This is a genomic window from Kribbella sp. NPDC059898, assembly GCF_042730855.1.
Taxonomy (GTDB): Bacteria; Actinomycetota; Actinomycetes; order Propionibacteriales; family Kribbellaceae; genus Kribbella.
Window position 1 is genome coordinate 64,276 of record NZ_JBHWKR010000017.1, and the last position, 17,358, is coordinate 81,633.

Below are 17,358 nucleotides of genomic sequence, written 5' to 3' on the forward strand. Positions count from 1 at the left end.
CGGCGACCGGCCTTAACTTCGCCGCATGTTCAAGAGTCGTGACAACGCGGTCAACGTCCCGGTGTAGCTCAAGCGGTTGATGGACGCACCCACGTGTTCGCTTCGGGTTATCGAACTGGTAACTGAGCGGCGTATTATCCGCCCGTGACGTTGCGACGCGGGGAGTTGGCGACGGCCGCGCGGACGTTGGTGGACGTGCTCGAGGAGACGGCCAGCCGGTACGCCGACGAGCCGGCGCTCGACGACGGCAGCGTCAGCCTCAGCTATCGGGAGCTGCTGGCGCAGATCGGCAAGTTCGCGGGCCGGTTGACCGCTGCCGGAATCGGTCCGGGCGACCGCGTCGGGATCCGGATCTCGTCCGGCCACAACGACCTGTACGTGGCGATTCTCGGCACCCTGCGGGCGGGCGCGGCGTACGTCCCGGTGGACGCCGACGACCCGGAGGAACGCGCCGAGCTGGTGTTCGGCGAGGCGGACGTCGCGGCGACGGTCGGCGACGACCTGGCGCTCACGCTGACCCGTCCGCAGCCGGACCCGATCGACAACGACGCGGCCAACGGCGCCTTCGACTTCCCGTACTCCGCCCGGATGGATTCCTCGAGTACGACCGAAGCCAAGGGCAGCGGGCCGGAGCCGACCGACGACGCGTGGATCATCTTCACGTCGGGCTCGACCGGCGTACCGAAGGGGGTCGCGGTCACGCACCGCTCGGCCGCCGCGTTCGTGGACGCCGAGGCCCGGTTGTTCCTGCGGAACGAGCCGATCGGGCCGGACGACCGGGTGCTGGCCGGGCTGTCGGTGGCGTTCGACGCGTCCTGCGAGGAGATGTGGCTGGCCTGGCGGCACGGCGCCTGCCTGGTGCCCGCGCCGCGTTCGCTGGTCCGGACCGGGATGGACCTCGGTCCGTGGTTGGTTGCCCAAGGCATCACCATCGTGTCGACGGTCCCGACGCTGGCGGCGCTCTGGCCGGCCGACGCGCTGGACCAGGTCCGGCTGCTGATCTTTGGCGGCGAGGCCTGCCCGCCCGAGCTGGCCGAGCGGCTCGCCGTCGACGGCCGCGAGGTCTGGAACACGTACGGCCCGACCGAGGCGACCGTGGTCGCGTGTGCCGCACAGCTCACCGGCGAGGGCCCGGTCCGGATCGGTCTCCCGCTGGACGGCTGGGATCTGGCGGTAGTAGATGCTGCTGGCAACGAAGTCGCCGACGGCGAGATCGGCGAGCTGATCATCGGCGGCGTCGGCCTGGCCCGGTACCTCGACCCGGCCAAGGACGCCGAGAAGTTCGCGCCGATGCCGACACTCGGCTGGGAACGCGCGTACCGCAGCGGCGATCTGGTCCGCTCGGACCCGCTCGGCCTGCTGTTCCAGGGCCGCGCCGACGAGCAGGTGAAGCTCGGCGGCCGGCGGATCGAGCTCGGCGAGGTCGACGCCGCCCTCCAGGCGCTGCCGGGGGTGACCGGCGCCGCGGCCGCCGTACGGAACAGCGCCGCGGGCAACCAGCTCCTCGTCGGGTACGTCGTACCGGAGGACCCGGAGGCGTTCGACAACGCGAAGGCCACCGAGCGGCTGCGGGAGGCGCTGCCCGCGGCGCTCGTACCGCTGCTCGCGATCGTCGACACGCTGCCGACCCGGACCTCCGGCAAGGTCGATCGGAACGCCCTGCCCTGGCCCCTGCCCGGGATGGACAGCAACGGCCCGGCGGCCGAGCTCAGCGGTACGGCGGGCTGGCTGGCGGAGCGCTGGACGAAGGTCCTCGGCGCCAAGGTCACCGGCCCCGACAACGACTTCTTCCTGCACGGCGGCGGCAGCCTCGCGGCGGCGCAGCTGGTGTCGGCGCTGCGCGAGCAGTACCCCGAGGTGACGGTCGGCGACATCTACGAGTACCCGCGGCTCGGGGCGCTCGCAGAGCGGCTCGACGACTTCCAGCCCGCACCGCAGGAGCCCGTCGAGCTGCGCGAGATCCGGCCGACGCCGCGCGGTACCCAGCTCCTGCAGACCGCGCTGACCCTGATCCTGCAGACCGTCGTCGGCGTCCGCTGGCTGGTCTACCTGTTCACGCTGAACAACCTGCTCGCCGCGCTGATCGACCCGCTGCCCTGGGCGCGGACCGTGTCGTGGTGGTGGATCCTGGCGGGCTGGCTGGTCCTGATCAGCCCAGCAGGCCGGATGGGCATCGCGGTCGTCGGCGCCCGGATCCTGCTCCGCAACCTGAAGCCCGGCACGTATCCACGCGGCGGCAACGTGCACGTCCGGCTGTGGGCCGCGGAGAACCTGGCGGACGCCGCCGGCGCCGCGAACCTCGCCGGCGCGCCCTGGATCACGTACTATGCCCGCGCGCTCGGCGCGAAGATCGGCCGCGGCGTCGACCTGCACACGCTGCCGCCGATCACCGGCATGCTCACGATGGGCCGCGGCGCGTCGATCGAGCCCGAGGTCGATCTGGCCGGCTACTGGACGGAGGGCGACCAGCTGCACGTCGGCCCGGTCACGGTCGGCGCCGAGGCGGTGATCGGCTCCCGCAGCACGCTGCTGCCCGGCGCGGAGATCGGCCGGAACGCCGAGATCATGGCCGGCTCCGCGGTCTCCGGCAGGGTCCCGGCGAACGAGCGCTGGTCCGGCTCCCCCGCGGCCCGGCTCGGCCGCGCCCGGCGCCCGTGGCCGGACCACCGGCCGAACCGCGCGCCGTGGTGGGTCGCGGCGTATGGCGCCCAGTCCGCCCTGATGTCGCTGGTCCCGGTGGCGGGTGCTGTTGCCGCGTTCGCCGTACTCGGTCATTCGGTGCGGGGTACGTCGACGCTGCAGCAGGCGGCGCTGCACGCGCTGGCCGCGGTCCCGTTGATGACGGTGGTCGGTTTCGCGACCATCGCCGTACTGACGCTGATCGGCGTCAGGCTGCTCGGGATCGGCATCAAGCCCGGGCACTACCCGGTCCGCAGCCGGATCGGCTGGCAGGTCTGGGCGACCGAGCGGCTGCTCGACTCGGCCCGGACGCTGCTCTTCCCGCTGTACGCGAGCCTGCTGACGCCGTGGTGGCTGCGGGCGCTCGGGGCGAAGATCGGCCGCGACGTCGAGGCGTCGACGGTGCTGCTGCTGCCGAAGATGACCACGGTCGGTGAGGGCGCGTTCCTGGCCGACGACACGATGATCGCGTCGTACGAGCTGGGCGGCGGCTGGCTGCACGTGGCCGGCGCGAAGGTCGGCAAGCGCGCGTTCCTCGGCAACTCCGGGATGACCGCCCCCGGGCGGAGCGTCCCGAAGAACGGCCTGGTCGCGGTGCTGTCCGCGGCCCCGAAGAAGTCCAAGGCCGGTACGTCGTGGCTCGGCTCGCCGCCGGTGAAGCTCCGCCGGCAGGCCGTCTCAGGCGACCAGAGCCGCACGTACAACCCGCCGTACAAGCTGAAGGTCGCCCGCGCACTGGTCGAGCTGTGCCGGTTCGTGCCGATGATGTGCACGGTGCTGATCGGGCTCGGGGTGCTGTTCGGGCTGCAGGCGCTGGACATCTGGCTCGGCCCGTGGCTCGCCGTACTGCTCTCAGGCGCGGTGATCCTGGCCGCCGGTGCGGTTGCGGGCGGGATGGCGACGGTGGCGAAGTGGCTGATAGTCGGCCGCACCCGCGCCGTCGAGTACCCGCTGTGGAGCTCGTTCGTGTGGCGCAACGAGGTGGTCGACAGCTTCGTCGAGCTGGTCGCCGCGCCGTGGTTCGCGAACGCCGCGGCCGGCACGCCGGTGCTCAATCTCTGGCTGCGGTCACTCGGAGCGAAGATCGGCAAGGGCGTCTGGTGCGAGACGTACTGGTTGCCGGAGGCGGATCTGATCACCCTGGGCGACGGCGCCACGGTGAATCGCGGTTGTGTGCTGCAGACGCACCTTTTTCATGATCGAGTTCTCTCCATGAACACAGTCACTTTCGGGCCCGGGGCAACTCTCGGCCCGCACGGCATCGTCCTCCCGGCCGCCGGGATCGGAGCAGGGGCTACCATCGGCCCGGTGTCTCTCGTGATGCGTGGTGAAGGTGTTCCAGCGGGTACACGCTGGGCGGGGAACCCGATCGCTCCCTGGCAGGGCTGATGGTTGACCGCTATGTGCCCAGCCATGGAAACCCCGGCTACAAGGTCGAGTCGTACGACCTGGAGCTGGACTATCGGGTCAACAGCAACCGGCTGAGCGGCAAGGCGACGATCACCGCCTTCGCCACCGAGCCGCTGACCCGTTTCAGCCTCGACCTGTCCGGGCTCCGGGCGTCGAAGGTGGCGGTGAACGGGCGCCGCCCGCAGCGCTTCAGCCAGCGCGCCGGCAAGCTCTACGTCACCGCGCCGATCCCGGACGGCGCCGAGTTCACGATCGACATCCAGTACGGCGGGAACCCGAAGCCCGAGGACAGCCCGTGGGGCGAGCTCGGCTGGGAGGAACTCACCGAGGGCGTGATCGTCGCCAGCCAGCCGAGCGGCGCGGCCACCTGGTTCCCGTGCAACGACCACCCCGCCGACAAGGCGCACTACCGGATCTCGATCACCACGGACTCGCCGTACCAGGTGGTCGCGAACGGACGGCTGGTGTCCCGGCGGGTGAAGGCCAGCCGGACGACCTGGGTGTTCGACCAGGCGGCGCCGATGGCGACGTACCTCGCGACCGTGCAGATCGGGCGGTACGACGAGGTCGACCTGGCCACGTCCCCGGTGACGAGCCGGGGTGTCCTGCCGGGCGGGCAGATCCGCGAGTTCCGGCACGACTTCGGGCGGCAGCAGGACATGATGAAGCTGTTCTGCCGGCTGTTCGGGACGTACCCGTTCGGCGGGTACACGGTCGTGGTGACCGACGACCCGCTGGAGATTCCACTGGAGGCGCAGGGCATCTCGGTGTTCGGCAGCAACCACGTCGACGGGCGGCGCGGCTCCGAGCGGCTGGTCGCGCACGAGCTGGCACACCAGTGGTTCGGCAACAGCCTGACCCCGTCGAACTGGCAGCACATCTGGCTGAACGAGGGCTTCGCCTGTTACGCCGAGTGGTTGTGGTCGGAGGAGTCCGGCGGCCTGACCGCGGACCAGCAGGTCGCGAAGGCTCATAGTCGGTTGAAGGGCCTGCAGCAGGACCTGTTGCTGTCCGACCCGGGGCCGGAGCTGATGTTCGACGACCGGCTCTACAAGCGCGGCGCGATCACCCTGCACGTACTGCGGAAACACCTGGGCGACGAGCCGTTCTTCGAGCTGCTCCGCACCTGGACGAAGACGCACCGGCACGGATCCGTGAGTACGGCGGAGTTCATCGCGCTGGCGACGACGTTCAGCCCGGACGAGGACGCCCTGCGGAAGCTGTTCGCCAACTGGCTGGACTCGTACGACCTGCCACCACTGCCCCGGAGGCGCTGAGCGGATGAGCGTCGGGTGGGAGTTCTACGGCGGTACGGCGCTGGTCCTGCTGATCGTGATCGTGGCCGGTCGCCGGCTGCGCCGCCCGGGCTCGCCGAAGGGACCCACCTGGCGCAACATCGCGATCGGCGCGGTGCTGTTCGTCCTGGCCGGCGGGCTCTACACGTTGCCGCCGCACAACGTCGTCTTCGCCGTACTGGCGATGGTGCTGGGCTGTGGGTTCTTCGTGATCGGCATCGCGACGCTCGGCGGCGGGTACTTCGGGTACCTCGGTGCGGTCGCGGCCGGGATGGCGGCGGTGCCGTGGATGATGACGCCGACGCCGCTGGTGATGTCGCACGTCGGCCGGGTCGTGACGTGCAAGGTCCGCGACTACGACGGGACCGGCGTCCAGTCGTTCACGGCCGACTGCCCCGACGGCCACAGCCACGACATGAGCAGCGGCGACTACAAGCACTTCCCGCACGGCCAGGTCCAGCTGATCGTCGACCCGCACAACATCCTGCCCGCGCAGTTCGACGGGCCGCTGCACGTCACCGCCAAGGTCGTGTCGAGCATCCTGCTGCTGCTCGGTGCCGCCGGCATCGTCGTGGCCGCGGCGATCACCAACCGGCGGCGGCACGGCGAGGTCCCGCACGTCGTCAACCCACGCTTCAGCTCCGGCCCGTAGGGCGTCAGCCCCGCTTCCGCACGATCAGTACGTCGATGCCGTCGAGGATCCGTTGCAGCCCGAAGGCCACGTCGTCGTCGTGGACCTCGTCGGTGTACTGGTCGCCGGCCATCAGGCCGGCCAGGATCGAGTACCCGAGTTCCTGCAGGCGGGGTTCCAGGAACCGGGCCACCGCGGTCGGCTCCACCGCGGTGGTGGTGCTGTCCCGTACGTCGCGACGAGCAGCGGCGGTCCGTCGTGCGTACCCGTCCAGCAGCAGCGCGCACGACAGACTTTCGGTCGGGCTCAGCCCGGCGCCGGTCAGCACTCTCAGGATCGCCTCCGCCCAGCCGAGCAGGTTCGGGGTCATCGGCGCGCCACGGATGGGCAGATCGCTGAGCCACGGGTGGATGTCGCAGCGATCGACCATGGCCCGGGTCCATCCGGCCGCTCCGGCTCGCCAGTTTCCGGCGTCCAGGTCCGGTGCCGGCCCCCAGGCCGCGTCGGCGAGCAGGACCAGCAACTCGTCGCGGGACCTGACGTACCGGTAGATCGCGTTGGCGGTCAGCCCGAGCTTCTGGGCGAGCTTGGGCATCGACAGCGCGGCGAACCCGTCGGCATCGGCCAGTTCGAGGGCGGCGTCGACGATCTGCTCGACGCTCTGTGTCGGCTTCCGGCCGAGCCGGTGCGACTTCGCGGGCAGGCCCCAGGCCAGCACGAGCCCCGGCGGCAGGTGCGCATGGTCGGTGGTCGTCATCGGGGCCCTCCTCGGGTTTGACTTCGTGTGTACCTTACACTTTATATTAGTGTGACCCACACACGAATACAGTCGAAGGAACGTGAGCCAGCTATGAATGAGCACCATCGAGGACCGCGGCTCCGCCGGTCCCGCCGACTCGGAGGGCTGCTGATCGCGGCGCTGCTCGCGAGTTCGGCAGCAGCATGCGGTGGCGCCTCCGAGGCCGCGACGAGCAGCCGTCCTGCGGCGGAGACCCCCACCGTGGTCTCCACGGACAAGGGCGCCGTCCGTGGCACGCTCACCACGGAAGCCCGGCTCTTCCAGGGGATCCCGTACGCCGCTCCGCCCGTCGGCCAGCTCCGCTGGGCATCGCCCCAACCGGCCGCGTCCTGGCATGGCGTCCGGGACGCCCGCAAGCCCGGGAACCGCTGCGCCCAGGCGGAGGGCCTGATCGACCCGGCGAGCACCACCGAGGACTGCCTCTACCTCAACGTCACCACCCCGCTCGGCAGCAACGCGCGCAAGCTGCCGATCATGGTGTGGATCCACGGCAACGGCTTCATCAGCGGCGCCGGCAGCCTGTACGACGCACAGCAGTTGGCGAACAGCGGGCAGGTCGTTGTGGTCAGCCCCAACTATCGGCTCGGCATCTTCGGCTTCCTCGCCCATCCGGCGCTCGACCACGGCCGGGCGCGGCAACTCTCGGGCAACTTCGGCCTCGAAGACCAGCAGGCAGCGCTGCGATGGGTCCAACGGAACGCCGCGGCGTTCGGCGGCGACGGGCAATGTCACGATCTTCGGTGAGTCGGCCGGCGGCACCAGCGTCTGCTCGCAGTTGGTCGCACCGGGGTCGGCCGGCCTGTTCCAGAAGGCGATCGTGCAGAGTGCCGAATGCACCGGGCGGAACTGGTCGCCCGGACCGCCGACCTGGTTCCCGCTGCCACGGTCCGAACGTGAGCAGCACGGCCTCGACGTCGCGGCCAAGGTCGGTTGTTCCAAGGCGGCCGCCGCCGCAGCCTGTCTGCGGTCGAAGTCCACCGAAGAGCTCGCCAAGTGGTCCGACGACGGGGTCGGATCAGGACCCACCGTCGGCGGCGGCATGCTGCCCATCAGCCCGGATCGCGCCTTCGCCACCGGACACTTCAACCACGTCCCGATCATCCAGGGCACCACCCGAGACGAACACAACCCGTTCACCGCGGCCATCGAAACCGCGACCGGTCAGGTCACGACCCCCACCAGCTACCGGGAGCAGATCCACACGCTCTTCGATCCGGCGGACGCGGCACGGGTCCTGGCCCGCTATCCGGTCGGCAAGTTCCACTCCGCCGGCGAGGCGTTGTCGGCCGTCGTCACCGACTGGGCGTGGGGCTGCCCGGTTCTCGCCCGGGATCGCGCACTCGCCGCACACACGCCGCTCTACGCGTACGAGTTCGCTGACGCGACCGCGCCGTGGTTCACGACGCTCCCTAAGCCGAACTTCCCGACCGGCGCATTCCACGGCGCCGAACTGCAGTACCTCTTCAACGACAAGCAACTCCCGGGCCCGAGCACGCCCGCACAGAAGCAACTCGCCGCCACGATGATCAGCTACTGGGCACAGTTCGCACACACCGGAAACCCCAACGGCCCGAACCAGCCCCACTGGCAGCCCTTCCAGGACAAGGGCCACGTCCAGTCCCTCGACTCAACAGCCATCGCCCCGGCCGACCTAGCCCAAGAACACCAGTGCGCCTTCTGGACCTCCATCACCTCCTAGCCCCCAGCCCGGCGCTCCGCGCGCTCGTCGAGTCGTGAGATTCGGCGGGCGCCGCGCCGTGCCCGGCGACCTCGATCCACGACTCGGGGTTGCGGGCACCAGCCAAACGCCACGACTCGGCGTAGCCCCGGGAGGGCGCTAGTTCGTGCGGGCGATCTCGGCGGCGGCTTTGACGAAGCGTTCGGTGAGTGGGGTGCGGGTCGCCCAGGCGGCGCCGGTCCACCAGCTGGCTGCACGGCCCGGGAGCGGGACGAGCCGGACCTCGGGCGGTGCGATCCGTTCGGCGGTCTGCGGTACGACGGCCGGCCCCACTCCCGCGGCGGTCAGCGCCAGCACGGTCTGCAGGTCGCCGGCCTCCTGGAGTACTTGCGGGTGGCAACCGAGTTCGGCGTACAGGCTGTTGATCTGCGCGGTCAGGCCCGGCCCGCGCGCAGTTGTCAGGCGGACCAGCGGCCGCGCGTCGATCCAGCTGACCAGGTCTCGCGGGAGGTCCTGATCGGCCGGTACGGCGAGCGCCAGGCGGTCGCGGCGGAGTCGGAGATGCTCCAGGCCGGCGGGTACCGGCAGGCGGACGAACCCGATCTGCAGGCTGCCCGCCAGCAACCGCTCGCACTGCACCGTCGACGGGAGATCCTCGAGCGAGATCGTGACCCCCGGCCAGCGGCTCCGGAACAGCGCCACTGCCCGCGGCGCCAGCTCGATCCCGGACAGGCCGAAGCCGATGGCCAGCGATCCCTCGGTGCCGGACGCGACCTGGGCGGCCCGTCGTTCGAAGGCCTCCGAGCGGTCCAGCAACTCCAGAGCGTCAGCAAGCAGCAGCTCCCCCGCCGGGGTCAACCGGGCGCCGTGCCGGCCGCGGCTGAACAGGATGGCGCCGACCCGGCGTTCCAGGACCTGGATCTGTTTGGTCAGCGCCGGCTGGCTGGTCGACAGCTCAGCGGCCGCCGCGCCGAAGTTCCGCAGGCGGGCGACCGTGACGAACGCCCGGAGCAGCCGCAGATCCATAACCTCAGGATATGGAATCGGCGCAAACGGTGATTGGACGTCATGGACAGGTCGGCGTTTCGATGGCTGTATGACGACCTTCCGCGCAGCCGTGGTCCAGTTCGAGCCGACCCCCGACCAGCCGGCCGCCAACCTCGGTGCGGTCGAGCGGCTGGCGCGGGAGGCGGTCGGCGGCGGTGCTCGGCTGGTGGTGTTCCCGGAGCTGTGTCTGCTCGGTTACTGGCACCTCCGCAACCACACCCGCGAGCGCCTGCACGAACTCGCGGAGCCGGCCGACGGGCCGCTGGTCAGCCGGATCCTTGCCCTGGCCAAGGAACTCGACGCGGGGATCGGGGTCGGGTTTCTCGAGGAGGCGGACGGGGTGCTGTTCAACGCGTACGCCGTGTGTCTGCCGGACGGGCGGGTGCACGTGCACCGGAAGCTGCACGCGTTCGAGCACGAGGAGATCGCGAGCGGAACGACGTACACGGTCTTCGACACGCCGTGGGGGTTCCGGGCCGGGGTGCTGATCTGCTGGGACAACAACCTGGTCGAGAACGTCCGGATCACGGCGTTGCTCGGAGCAACGGTCCTGCTCGCGCCGCATCAGACCGGCGGCACGAACTCCCGGAGCCCGCACGGCATGAAGCCGATCCCGCTGTCCGTCTGGGAGAACCGGCTGACCGACCCAGGTGCCGTCGAGGCCGCCTTCAACGGGCCGAGCGCACGCGAGTGGCTGCTGCGCTGGCTGCCGGCGCGTGCCCATGACAACGGTCTGTTCGTTCTGTTCAGCAACGGCGTCGGCCGCGACGACGACGAACTGCGCACCGGCAACAGCATGATCCTCGACCCGTACGGGCGGATCCTCGCCGAAACCCCCGTCGCGGCCGAGTCGGTCGTCCTGTCCAACCTCGACCTGGAACTCGTCTCGCTGTCGACCGGCCGCCGCTGGCTCCGCGGCCGCCGCCCCGAGCTGTACGGCCTACTCACCGAACGCCTGGGCAACGAACTCAACCCCCGCGCCGCTCGCTTCTCGAACGCCCCGGTCGAACTCCACGCTCCGCTCCCCCAGCACAGTGCCGACGAAGCGTGACCGCACAGAGCCCATCAACTGGCGGTGGTCGGCGTGGCGGGTTAGTAGATGAGGGCGGTGGCGTGGGCGAGTATGCCCTCGGCGCGGCCTGGGAAGCCCAGTCCGTCGGTGGTTGCGGCGCTGACCGATACCTCGGCGTCGCAGGCGGCCGAGAGCACCTTCTCGGCCTCTTCGCGGCGGGTGCCGATCCGCGGGCGGTTGCAGACGACCTGCACGGTGACGTTGCCGATCTCGAACCCGGCGGCGCGCACCCGGCGGGCCGCTTCCGCCACCAGCGTGACCCCGGCGGCACCGGCCCATTCCGGCTCGGACGTGCCGAAGTTCGACCCGAGGTCACCCAGCTTGGCCGCGGTAAGCAACGCCGTACAGATCGCGTGCGCCGCCGCGTCACCGTCCGAGTGCCCCGCCAACCCGGCCGGCTCGTCGGGCCAGTGCAGTCCGGCCAGCCACATCGGGCGGCCGTTCTCCAACGGATGTACGTCGACACCGTTGCCGACGCGCGGGATCTTCACGACAGCCGCCTCTCCGCGAGCAGTGCCTCCGCCAGCAGCAGGTCCTGCGGCCGGGTCACCTTGAACGCGTCCGGCGACCCTTCGACCGTCCGCACGGTGACGCCCATCCGCTCGCACATCATCGCGTCGTCGGTCACCCCGGCGTCCGCCCCGGCCGCATGCGCGCGCCGTAGTACGTCGGGAGCGAAACCCTGCGGCGTCTGAACAGCGACCAGCGTCGACCGGTCTGGCGTGTCGACGACCTCGCCACCCGGGCCGACCACCTTGATCGTGTCGGTCACCGGCACCACGGGTACGACGGCCTCGGCCCCGTCCCGCACCGCCGCGACCACCCGCTCGATCGCGTCCGCCGGAACGAACGCCCGGGCCGCGTCGTGCACCAGGATGCAGTCGATCCCGTCGACCGGCAGCACGTCCAGCGCGGCACGCACCGAGTCGGGCCGCTCGGCACCGCCGGCGACCACGAGCAGCCGGGCGTCACCGACGTACGGCGCCAGCTCCTTGCCGACCGTCTCCTCGGAACCGGGCGGCACCGCGACCACGAAGCAGACGAGGTCGGCGGCGGACGCTGCCTTCAGGCCACGCACCGCGTGGACCAGCAGCGAATCGCCACCGACCTCTCGAAATGCCTTCGGTGTCTCACCACCAAGCCGCAGCCCGAGCCCGGCCGCGGGTATCACGACCGCGCTACTCATGCAGGTTGCGACTTCAGGAAGCGAGGACCTCGTCGAGGATGGCCTCGGCCTTGTCCTCGTTCGTGTGCTCGGCCAGCGCCAGCTCGGAGACGAGGATCTGGCGAGCCTTCGCCAGCATCCGCTTCTCACCGGCGGACAGACCGCGGTCACGCTCGCGGCGCCACAGGTCGCGGACGACCTCTGCCACCTTCAGCACGTCACCGGAGTGCAGCTTCTCCAGGTTCGCCTTGTAGCGACGCGACCAGTTGGTCGGCTCCTCCGTGTGCGGTGCGCGCAGCACGTCGAAGACGCGCTCCAGGCCGGCCTGATCCACGACGTCACGCACGCCGACGAGATCAAGGTTGCACGCGGGGACCCGGACGACCAGGTCGTTCTGAGCGACGATCCTCAAGACCAGATAGGTCTTGTCCTCACCTTTGATCTGACGGGTCTCGATGTCCTCGATGACGGCCGCTCCGTGATTGGGGTAAACAACCGTCTCGCCGACTGTGAAAGTCATGTGTGAAGTGCCCCTTTCCAAGATCCATCCTACCACGTGACGCGTGGTCCGGTCGGGGCGTTTGCGCTGGTCAGGGCCCACTTCCCGCCTTGACAAACGGTCTGGGGAATGCTTCGTGCGCGCGGGTGCCGTTGCCTCGGACATCGGTGCTGGGGATCCCGGCGTCCGGGCCGCGGCGACCGAGGGCTACGCTTTGGGGCGCCGGAGGCCGCTGCCTGACGGTGACCGCAACAGCTCCAGAGTAGTCCGCAGTTGTCCGCACACAGTGCTGAATCAGCTTGCACGAGAGGGATTCCAGTGCCGATCACGTTCTCCTCGCGGTTCGCCCGGCGCGCCGCGCTGGCGGGTGCCGCCGTCACCCTCAGTCTCGCGCTGGGGGCGTGCAGCGCGAGCTTCGACGCACCGACCCTGCAGCCCTACCAGGCCGCCGAGGGCACGAACGTCGAGAGCGGTCAGATCAAGCTCCGCAACCTGCTCGTGCTGGCCGACTCGGAAGGCAAGGGCGAGCTGCACGGCGTCATCGTGAACGACGGCACCGAGGCCGACACCCTGGTCGGATTCGCGCAGGCCCCGGCCGGCACCCAGGACGGCCAGGACGGCAGCTGGCAGGCCGGCGAGGTCACGTTCACCGGGATCAAGGACCCGGTGGCCCTGGCGCCGAACTCCGCGCTCCTGCTGCCCGGCACCACCGCCGCCGAGGCCTCCGCCGCCGGTACGGCGACCCCGGCCACCCCCGGCGCATCGGCCACCCCCGGGGCGAAGACCACGCCCGGCGCGACGGCCACCCCGGCGGCCCCGACCGAGACCCCGACGGCAGCCACCCCGGGCGCCGAGGACGGCGGTCCGGCGGTCGCCGTCACCGGCGCGAAGCCGGGCCAGATGGTCAACGTGACGATCACCTTCGGCACGGCCGCACCGATCTCGACGTACGTCCCGGTGCTCGCCGACGACCACTACTCACCGACCCCGCCGCCGGCCCAGTAGTCCCAGCTCACGGCGGCCGCCCCAGCCCGCGGCGGCCCGCCTCCCACACGCGCCATTTCGGTGGTTAACCCCTGAAACGGTCCGTTCACCACTCGCATGCGGCATGCGAAGGGGCAGTTTCGGAGGTTAACCACCGAAACTGCCCTTGAGTCCGGCTCAGTTCTTGGTGGCCGAAGCTGCCTTGGAGAGGCCTGGGATGACCTTGTCGAGCACCCACGGGACGCTCAGCACGCTGACCGCGCTCATCCCGGAGATCACCTGCTGGTCCTGCAGCGGGTACGCGCCGCCGCTCTTCACGGCCTTCAGCGACGAGTAGACCGGGTCGGCCAGGAACTTCTGCGTCCCGATCCCGTCGACGTACGCGATCAGCACGTCTGCATCGACATCCGCGACCTTCTCCTTGCTGATCGTCAGCGAGAACTCCTTCTTGGAGTTGGTCTTCTCCAGCGCCTCGACGCCGGGCGCGTTCTTGAAGCCCATCTCGTTCAGGATCTGCACCCGCGGGTCGCCCGGCATGTAGACGTAGTTCTCGGCGCCGAACGAGCCGACCGTGATGGTCTTGTCCTTGAACTCCGGGTGCTCGGCCGCTACCTGCTTGATCTTGTCCTGGATGCCGGTGATCAGCTTCTCCGCGTCGGCCTTCTTGCCGAGCGCCTCGCCGACCAGCAGCGTCTGGTCCTGCCAGGTGGTCTGCCACGGCGCCCCGGGGTACGCGACGGTCGGCGCGATGTCGCTCAGTGTCTTGTACGTCGCCGCGTCGAACCCCTCGTACGGCGCCAGGATGACGTCCGGGTTCAGCGCCGCGATCTTCTCGAACGGGTACTTGTCGCCGGTGTCCAGCAGCGTCGTCCTCGACTTGTCGAACTTGTCGGCGTCCCACGCGGTGACGCCGTCCGCGGTCTGCCCGTAGGTGACCTTCGGCATCCCGACCGGGGTCTCGCCGAGCGCGTAGACCACGTCCTGGGCGTTCCAGCCGAGCGTGACGATCCGCTCCGGCTTCTTCGTGATGGTCGTCTCGCCGAACGTGTTCTTCAGCGTGACCGGGAACCCGGACGACGCCGTACCGGCCGGACTGCCGGCCGTCTTGCCGTCGCCGCTGCCGCACGCGGCCAGCGAGGTCGTGGCGAGCAGCACCGTCGTGATGGCGCTGACGACCTTGGTACGGGACCAGGACATGAGTGACTCTCCTTAGCTTGCCTCAACTAAGGAGAGCCTAAGCTAACCCCGCAGGTCGTTGCGACCCACAGGGGTGTGACTCAGGACTCGAACTTGTACCCCAGGCCACGCACGGTGACCAGGTGCTGCGGGTTCGACGGGTCCTTCTCGAGCTTGGAACGCAGCCGCTTCACGTGCACGTCCAGGGTCTTGGTGTCGCCCACGTAGTCGGCGCCCCAGATCCGGTCGATCAGCTGGCCGCGGGTCAGCACCCGCCCGGTGTTCCGGAGCAGCATCTCGAGCAGCTCGAACTCCTTCAGCGGGAGCCGGATCTCGGTACCGGCGACCGTCACCACGTGCCGCTCGACGTCCATCCGCACCGGCCCCGCCTCCAGGGTGTCCGGCAGCAGCTCGACGTCCTGGCCACGCCGCAGTACGGCGCGCACGCGGGCCAGCAGCTCGCGCGGGCTGTACGGCTTGGTCACGTAGTCGTCCGCGCCCAGCTCGAGCCCGACGACCTTGTCGACCTCGGTGTCCTTGGCGCTCACGATAATCACCGGGACGTTGCCCCGGCTGCGCAGCGCCCGGCAGACCTCGGTGCCGGACAGGCCCGGCAGCATCAGGTCGAGCAGGACGATGTCCGCACCGGCACGGTCGTACTCGTCCAGCGCGTCCGGCCCGGTCTCCGCGACGGCGACCTCGAACCCTTCCTTGCGCAGCACGTACGACAGCGCGTCGCTGTAGCTCTCTTCGTCTTCGACGACCAGCACTCGGGTCACGAAGCTGTCTCCTTTGCGATCTGACCTGACGGGGTAGGCGTCAGGTTTACGGCCGCCTCCTCCTGGCCGGCGGAGTCGGTCTGGCCCGGTGCGGGTTCGAACCGCAACGGGAGTCTCACGGTGAAGGTGGAGCCCTGGCCCTCGACGCTCCAGACCCGGACGTCGCCGCCGTGGATCGACGCGATGTGCTTCACGATCGACAGGCCGAGCCCGGTGCCGCCGGTCTCCCGGCTGCGGGCCCGGTCGACCCGGTAGAAGCGCTCGAAGATCCGCTCCAGGTCGCTGCTCGGGATCCCGACGCCCTGGTCGGACACCGTCACCTCGACCAGGTCGCCGATCGGGTGCGCGGCGACCGCGACCCGGGTGCCGTCCGGGCTGTAGTTGACGGCGTTCTCGACCAGGTTGCCGATCGCCATCGCCAGCTGGTCCTCGCTGCCCAGCACCTCGAGCTCGGGCTCGGTCTTCACCACGATCTTGATGTCCCGGTCCTCGGCGTCGATCTGGCAGCGGTCCACCGCGGTCTCGATCACGCCGTTGATGTCGACCGGGCCGGGGTTCTCCAGCGGGTCGTCGCCCTGCAGCCGGGACAGCTCGATGATCTCCTTGACGAGCCGGCTCAGCCGGGACGCCTCGACCCGCATCCGGTCCGAGAACCGCTGCACGGCCTCCGGGTCGTCGGACGCCTCGGAGACCGCGTCGGCGAGCAGGATCAGCGCGCCGACCGGGGTCTTCAGCTCGTGGCTGACGTTCACGGTGAAGTCCCGCCGGATCGCCTCCAGCCGGCGCTCCCGGGTCCGGTCCTCGACCAGCACCAGGACCAGCTGGCTGCCCAGCGGCGCCACCCGGGCACTGACGTACTGCGTGGCGCCGAGCCGGCCGCGGACGATCTCCAGGTCCTGCTGGCGGATCTCCCCGTCCCGGCGGACCTGGCGGACCATGGTCAGGATGTCGTCCACGACCAGCCGCTCGCCGCGGACGATGCCGAGCACGTGCGCCGGGGCGCTGGCCTGCAGGACCTGGTCCTCCGGGCCCATCACGACCGCCGAGGACCGCAGTACCGACAGCACCGTGGCGACGCCGTTCGGGACGATCGGCTCCGGGGACTCCGGGATCTTGCGCTGGGCCCGCTCGGAAAGCATCATCGCTCCGAGCGAAAGCAGGGCCAGGGCCGCGCCGATGACGCCGCCCAGCACCGCAGCCAGCGTGGGGTCCACGGCAACGATGCTACGCGGGCAACCAGCAGGGAAAGACCGAATGAGCACCGGATGACCGGGACACGACTCAACTGTTCATCAGGCGTTCACCACTCGTCGCCGTCCGGCAACCTCGACGGCATACGGTCACCGATGGGCGGGTACCTTGCTGATGCCCCGCCGCGGCACCGGACACCACAGATCGGATTCGAACACCATGCGTGACAGCTATCACGAGCAGCTCGACGACATCCTCGCCGAGCTCGAGCGGATGACGAGGACGGTGTCCACCGCCGTACGCCGCTCCACGGCCGCCCTGCTGGAGGCCGACATCCGCAAGGCCGAGGAGGTCATCGCGGCCGACATCCAGCTCGATGCCGCCGGCGAGGGTGTGGAGGAGAAGGTCTTCGAGCTGATGGCGCGGCAGTCGCCGGTCGCCAACGAGCTCCGGATGCTGGTCGCCGCGCTCCGGATGGTCGCCGACCTGGAGCGGATGGGCGACCTGGCCGCGCACGTCTCGAAGATCGCCCGGATGCGCTACCCGGCGCCCGCGATCCCGGCCGAACTGCACGACGTGATCGAGGAGATGGGCTCGGTGGCCGGCAAGATGGTCGACGCCGCCGGCGACGTGATCGCCACCCGCGACGTCGAGGCGGCCGGCAGGCTCGAGGCCACCGACGACGAGATGGACAAGCTCCGCTCCAACCAGTTCCGGCTGATGATGGACGCGGACTGGCCGCACGGCGTCGAGGTCGCCGTCGACATGGCACTGCTCAGCAGGTACTACGAGCGCATCTCCGACCACGCGGTCGCGATGGCCCGCCGGGTCGTGTACCTGGTCACCGGCGAGCTCCCGGTCGCCGTCGGCGGCACCGCGGCCGGTTCCGGCGCGGGCGCCTCGGCACCGAACCCGAACGGCAACGACTGATCCTGCTGCAGACAGGCGTCCCC

At 70.2% G+C, this 17,358-nt stretch carries 16 protein-coding genes; 8 read left to right on the top strand and 8 right to left on the bottom strand.

Going from position 1 to position 17,358, the window contains the following annotated elements; all coding sequences use genetic code 11:
- Window positions 1–144: 144 nt before the first annotated feature.
- Genes ACFV9C_RS37445 through ACFV9C_RS37455 form a run of 3 tightly spaced genes read left to right on the top strand, consistent with a single transcriptional unit; the run spans window position 145 to window position 6,036 of the window.
- Window positions 145–4,068, top strand: coding sequence for a Pls/PosA family non-ribosomal peptide synthetase (locus ACFV9C_RS37445; protein ID WP_380201391.1), 3,924 nt, complete (start codon window positions 145–147; stop codon window positions 4,066–4,068).
- Entirely contained in the window at window positions 4,068–5,366 is a 1,299-nt protein-coding gene (locus ACFV9C_RS37450; RefSeq protein ID WP_380201393.1) for a M1 family metallopeptidase, read from the top strand. The genes ACFV9C_RS37445 and ACFV9C_RS37450 overlap by 1 nt, the downstream gene beginning before the upstream one ends.
- Before the next feature lie 4 nt (window positions 5,367–5,370).
- Window positions 5,371–6,036 carry a hypothetical protein gene (locus ACFV9C_RS37455; RefSeq protein ID WP_380201395.1) on the top strand — a complete coding sequence of 222 codons (666 nt, stop codon included), beginning with the start codon at window positions 5,371–5,373 and terminating at the stop codon, window positions 6,034–6,036.
- A gap of 4 nt (window positions 6,037–6,040) precedes the next feature.
- Here ACFV9C_RS37455 and ACFV9C_RS37460 read toward each other — a convergent pair whose 3' ends face one another.
- Entirely contained in the window at window positions 6,041–6,772 is a 732-nt protein-coding gene (locus ACFV9C_RS37460) for a TetR/AcrR family transcriptional regulator (RefSeq protein WP_380201397.1), read from the bottom strand.
- Between the two features lie 93 nt (window positions 6,773–6,865).
- On the opposite strand from ACFV9C_RS37460, the gene ACFV9C_RS37465 reads away from it, so the two are divergent.
- Both ACFV9C_RS37465 and ACFV9C_RS37470 read left to right on the top strand, forming a co-directional pair.
- Window positions 6,866–7,558, top strand: a complete 693-nt coding sequence (locus ACFV9C_RS37465) for a carboxylesterase family protein (RefSeq protein WP_380201399.1) — start codon at window positions 6,866–6,868, stop codon at window positions 7,556–7,558.
- Window positions 7,559–7,589: 31 nt separating this feature from the next.
- On the top strand, window positions 7,590–8,513 hold the full coding sequence (locus ACFV9C_RS37470; protein ID WP_380201401.1) for a carboxylesterase family protein: 924 nt from the start codon (window positions 7,590–7,592) through the stop codon (window positions 8,511–8,513).
- Window positions 8,514–8,651: 138 nt separating this feature from the next.
- On the opposite strand, the gene ACFV9C_RS37475 is transcribed toward ACFV9C_RS37470, so the two are convergent.
- Window positions 8,652–9,518 (bottom strand): LysR family transcriptional regulator, encoded by an 867-nt coding sequence (locus ACFV9C_RS37475; protein ID WP_380201403.1) that lies wholly within the window; start codon window positions 9,516–9,518, stop codon window positions 8,652–8,654.
- Between the two features lie 70 nt (window positions 9,519–9,588).
- Between ACFV9C_RS37475 and ACFV9C_RS37480 the strand changes: the two genes are divergently transcribed.
- Window positions 9,589–10,590, top strand: a complete 1,002-nt coding sequence (locus ACFV9C_RS37480; RefSeq protein ID WP_380201405.1) for a nitrilase-related carbon-nitrogen hydrolase — start codon at window positions 9,589–9,591, stop codon at window positions 10,588–10,590.
- Window positions 10,591–10,631: 41 nt separating this feature from the next.
- Here the strand turns inward: ACFV9C_RS37480 and ispF are convergent, their stop codons facing one another.
- Genes ispF through ACFV9C_RS37495 form a run of 3 tightly spaced genes read right to left on the bottom strand, consistent with a single transcriptional unit; the run spans window position 10,632 to window position 12,296 of the window.
- Window positions 10,632–11,102 carry a 2-C-methyl-D-erythritol 2,4-cyclodiphosphate synthase gene (gene ispF, locus ACFV9C_RS37485; RefSeq protein WP_380201407.1) on the bottom strand — a complete coding sequence of 157 codons (471 nt, stop codon included), beginning with the start codon at window positions 11,100–11,102 and terminating at the stop codon, window positions 10,632–10,634.
- Window positions 11,099–11,797, bottom strand: a complete 699-nt coding sequence (gene ispD / locus ACFV9C_RS37490; protein WP_380201409.1) for a 2-C-methyl-D-erythritol 4-phosphate cytidylyltransferase — start codon at window positions 11,795–11,797, stop codon at window positions 11,099–11,101. Before ispD ends, ispF begins: the two co-directional genes overlap by 4 nt.
- 13 nt (window positions 11,798–11,810) lie before the next feature.
- On the bottom strand, window positions 11,811–12,296 hold the full coding sequence (locus ACFV9C_RS37495; protein WP_130446326.1) for a CarD family transcriptional regulator: 486 nt from the start codon (window positions 12,294–12,296) through the stop codon (window positions 11,811–11,813).
- A 297-nt stretch (window positions 12,297–12,593) separates the two neighbouring features.
- On the opposite strand from ACFV9C_RS37495, the gene ACFV9C_RS37500 reads away from it, so the two are divergent.
- The gene (locus ACFV9C_RS37500) at window positions 12,594–13,280 is read left to right on the top strand and encodes a hypothetical protein (protein WP_380201411.1); all 687 of its coding nucleotides are present in this window, start codon (window positions 12,594–12,596) and stop codon (window positions 13,278–13,280) included.
- A gap of 156 nt (window positions 13,281–13,436) precedes the next feature.
- Here ACFV9C_RS37500 and ACFV9C_RS37505 read toward each other — a convergent pair whose 3' ends face one another.
- The 3 genes from ACFV9C_RS37505 to ACFV9C_RS37515 form a co-directional block, all read right to left on the bottom strand.
- Window positions 13,437–14,456 (bottom strand): iron-siderophore ABC transporter substrate-binding protein, encoded by a 1,020-nt coding sequence (locus ACFV9C_RS37505; RefSeq protein WP_380201413.1) that lies wholly within the window; start codon window positions 14,454–14,456, stop codon window positions 13,437–13,439.
- An 80-nt stretch (window positions 14,457–14,536) separates the two neighbouring features.
- On the bottom strand, window positions 14,537–15,214 hold the full coding sequence (locus ACFV9C_RS37510) for a response regulator transcription factor (protein WP_167203263.1): 678 nt from the start codon (window positions 15,212–15,214) through the stop codon (window positions 14,537–14,539).
- Window positions 15,211–16,428 carry a sensor histidine kinase gene (locus ACFV9C_RS37515; protein WP_380201416.1) on the bottom strand — a complete coding sequence of 406 codons (1,218 nt, stop codon included), beginning with the start codon at window positions 16,426–16,428 and terminating at the stop codon, window positions 15,211–15,213. Before ACFV9C_RS37515 ends, ACFV9C_RS37510 begins: the two co-directional genes overlap by 4 nt.
- Before the next feature lie 196 nt (window positions 16,429–16,624).
- Here ACFV9C_RS37515 and phoU point away from each other — a divergent pair, with 196 nt between their 5' ends.
- Window positions 16,625–17,335 carry a phosphate signaling complex protein PhoU gene (gene phoU / locus ACFV9C_RS37520; protein WP_380201418.1) on the top strand — a complete coding sequence of 237 codons (711 nt, stop codon included), beginning with the start codon at window positions 16,625–16,627 and terminating at the stop codon, window positions 17,333–17,335.
- Window positions 17,336–17,358 lie beyond the last annotated feature (23 nt).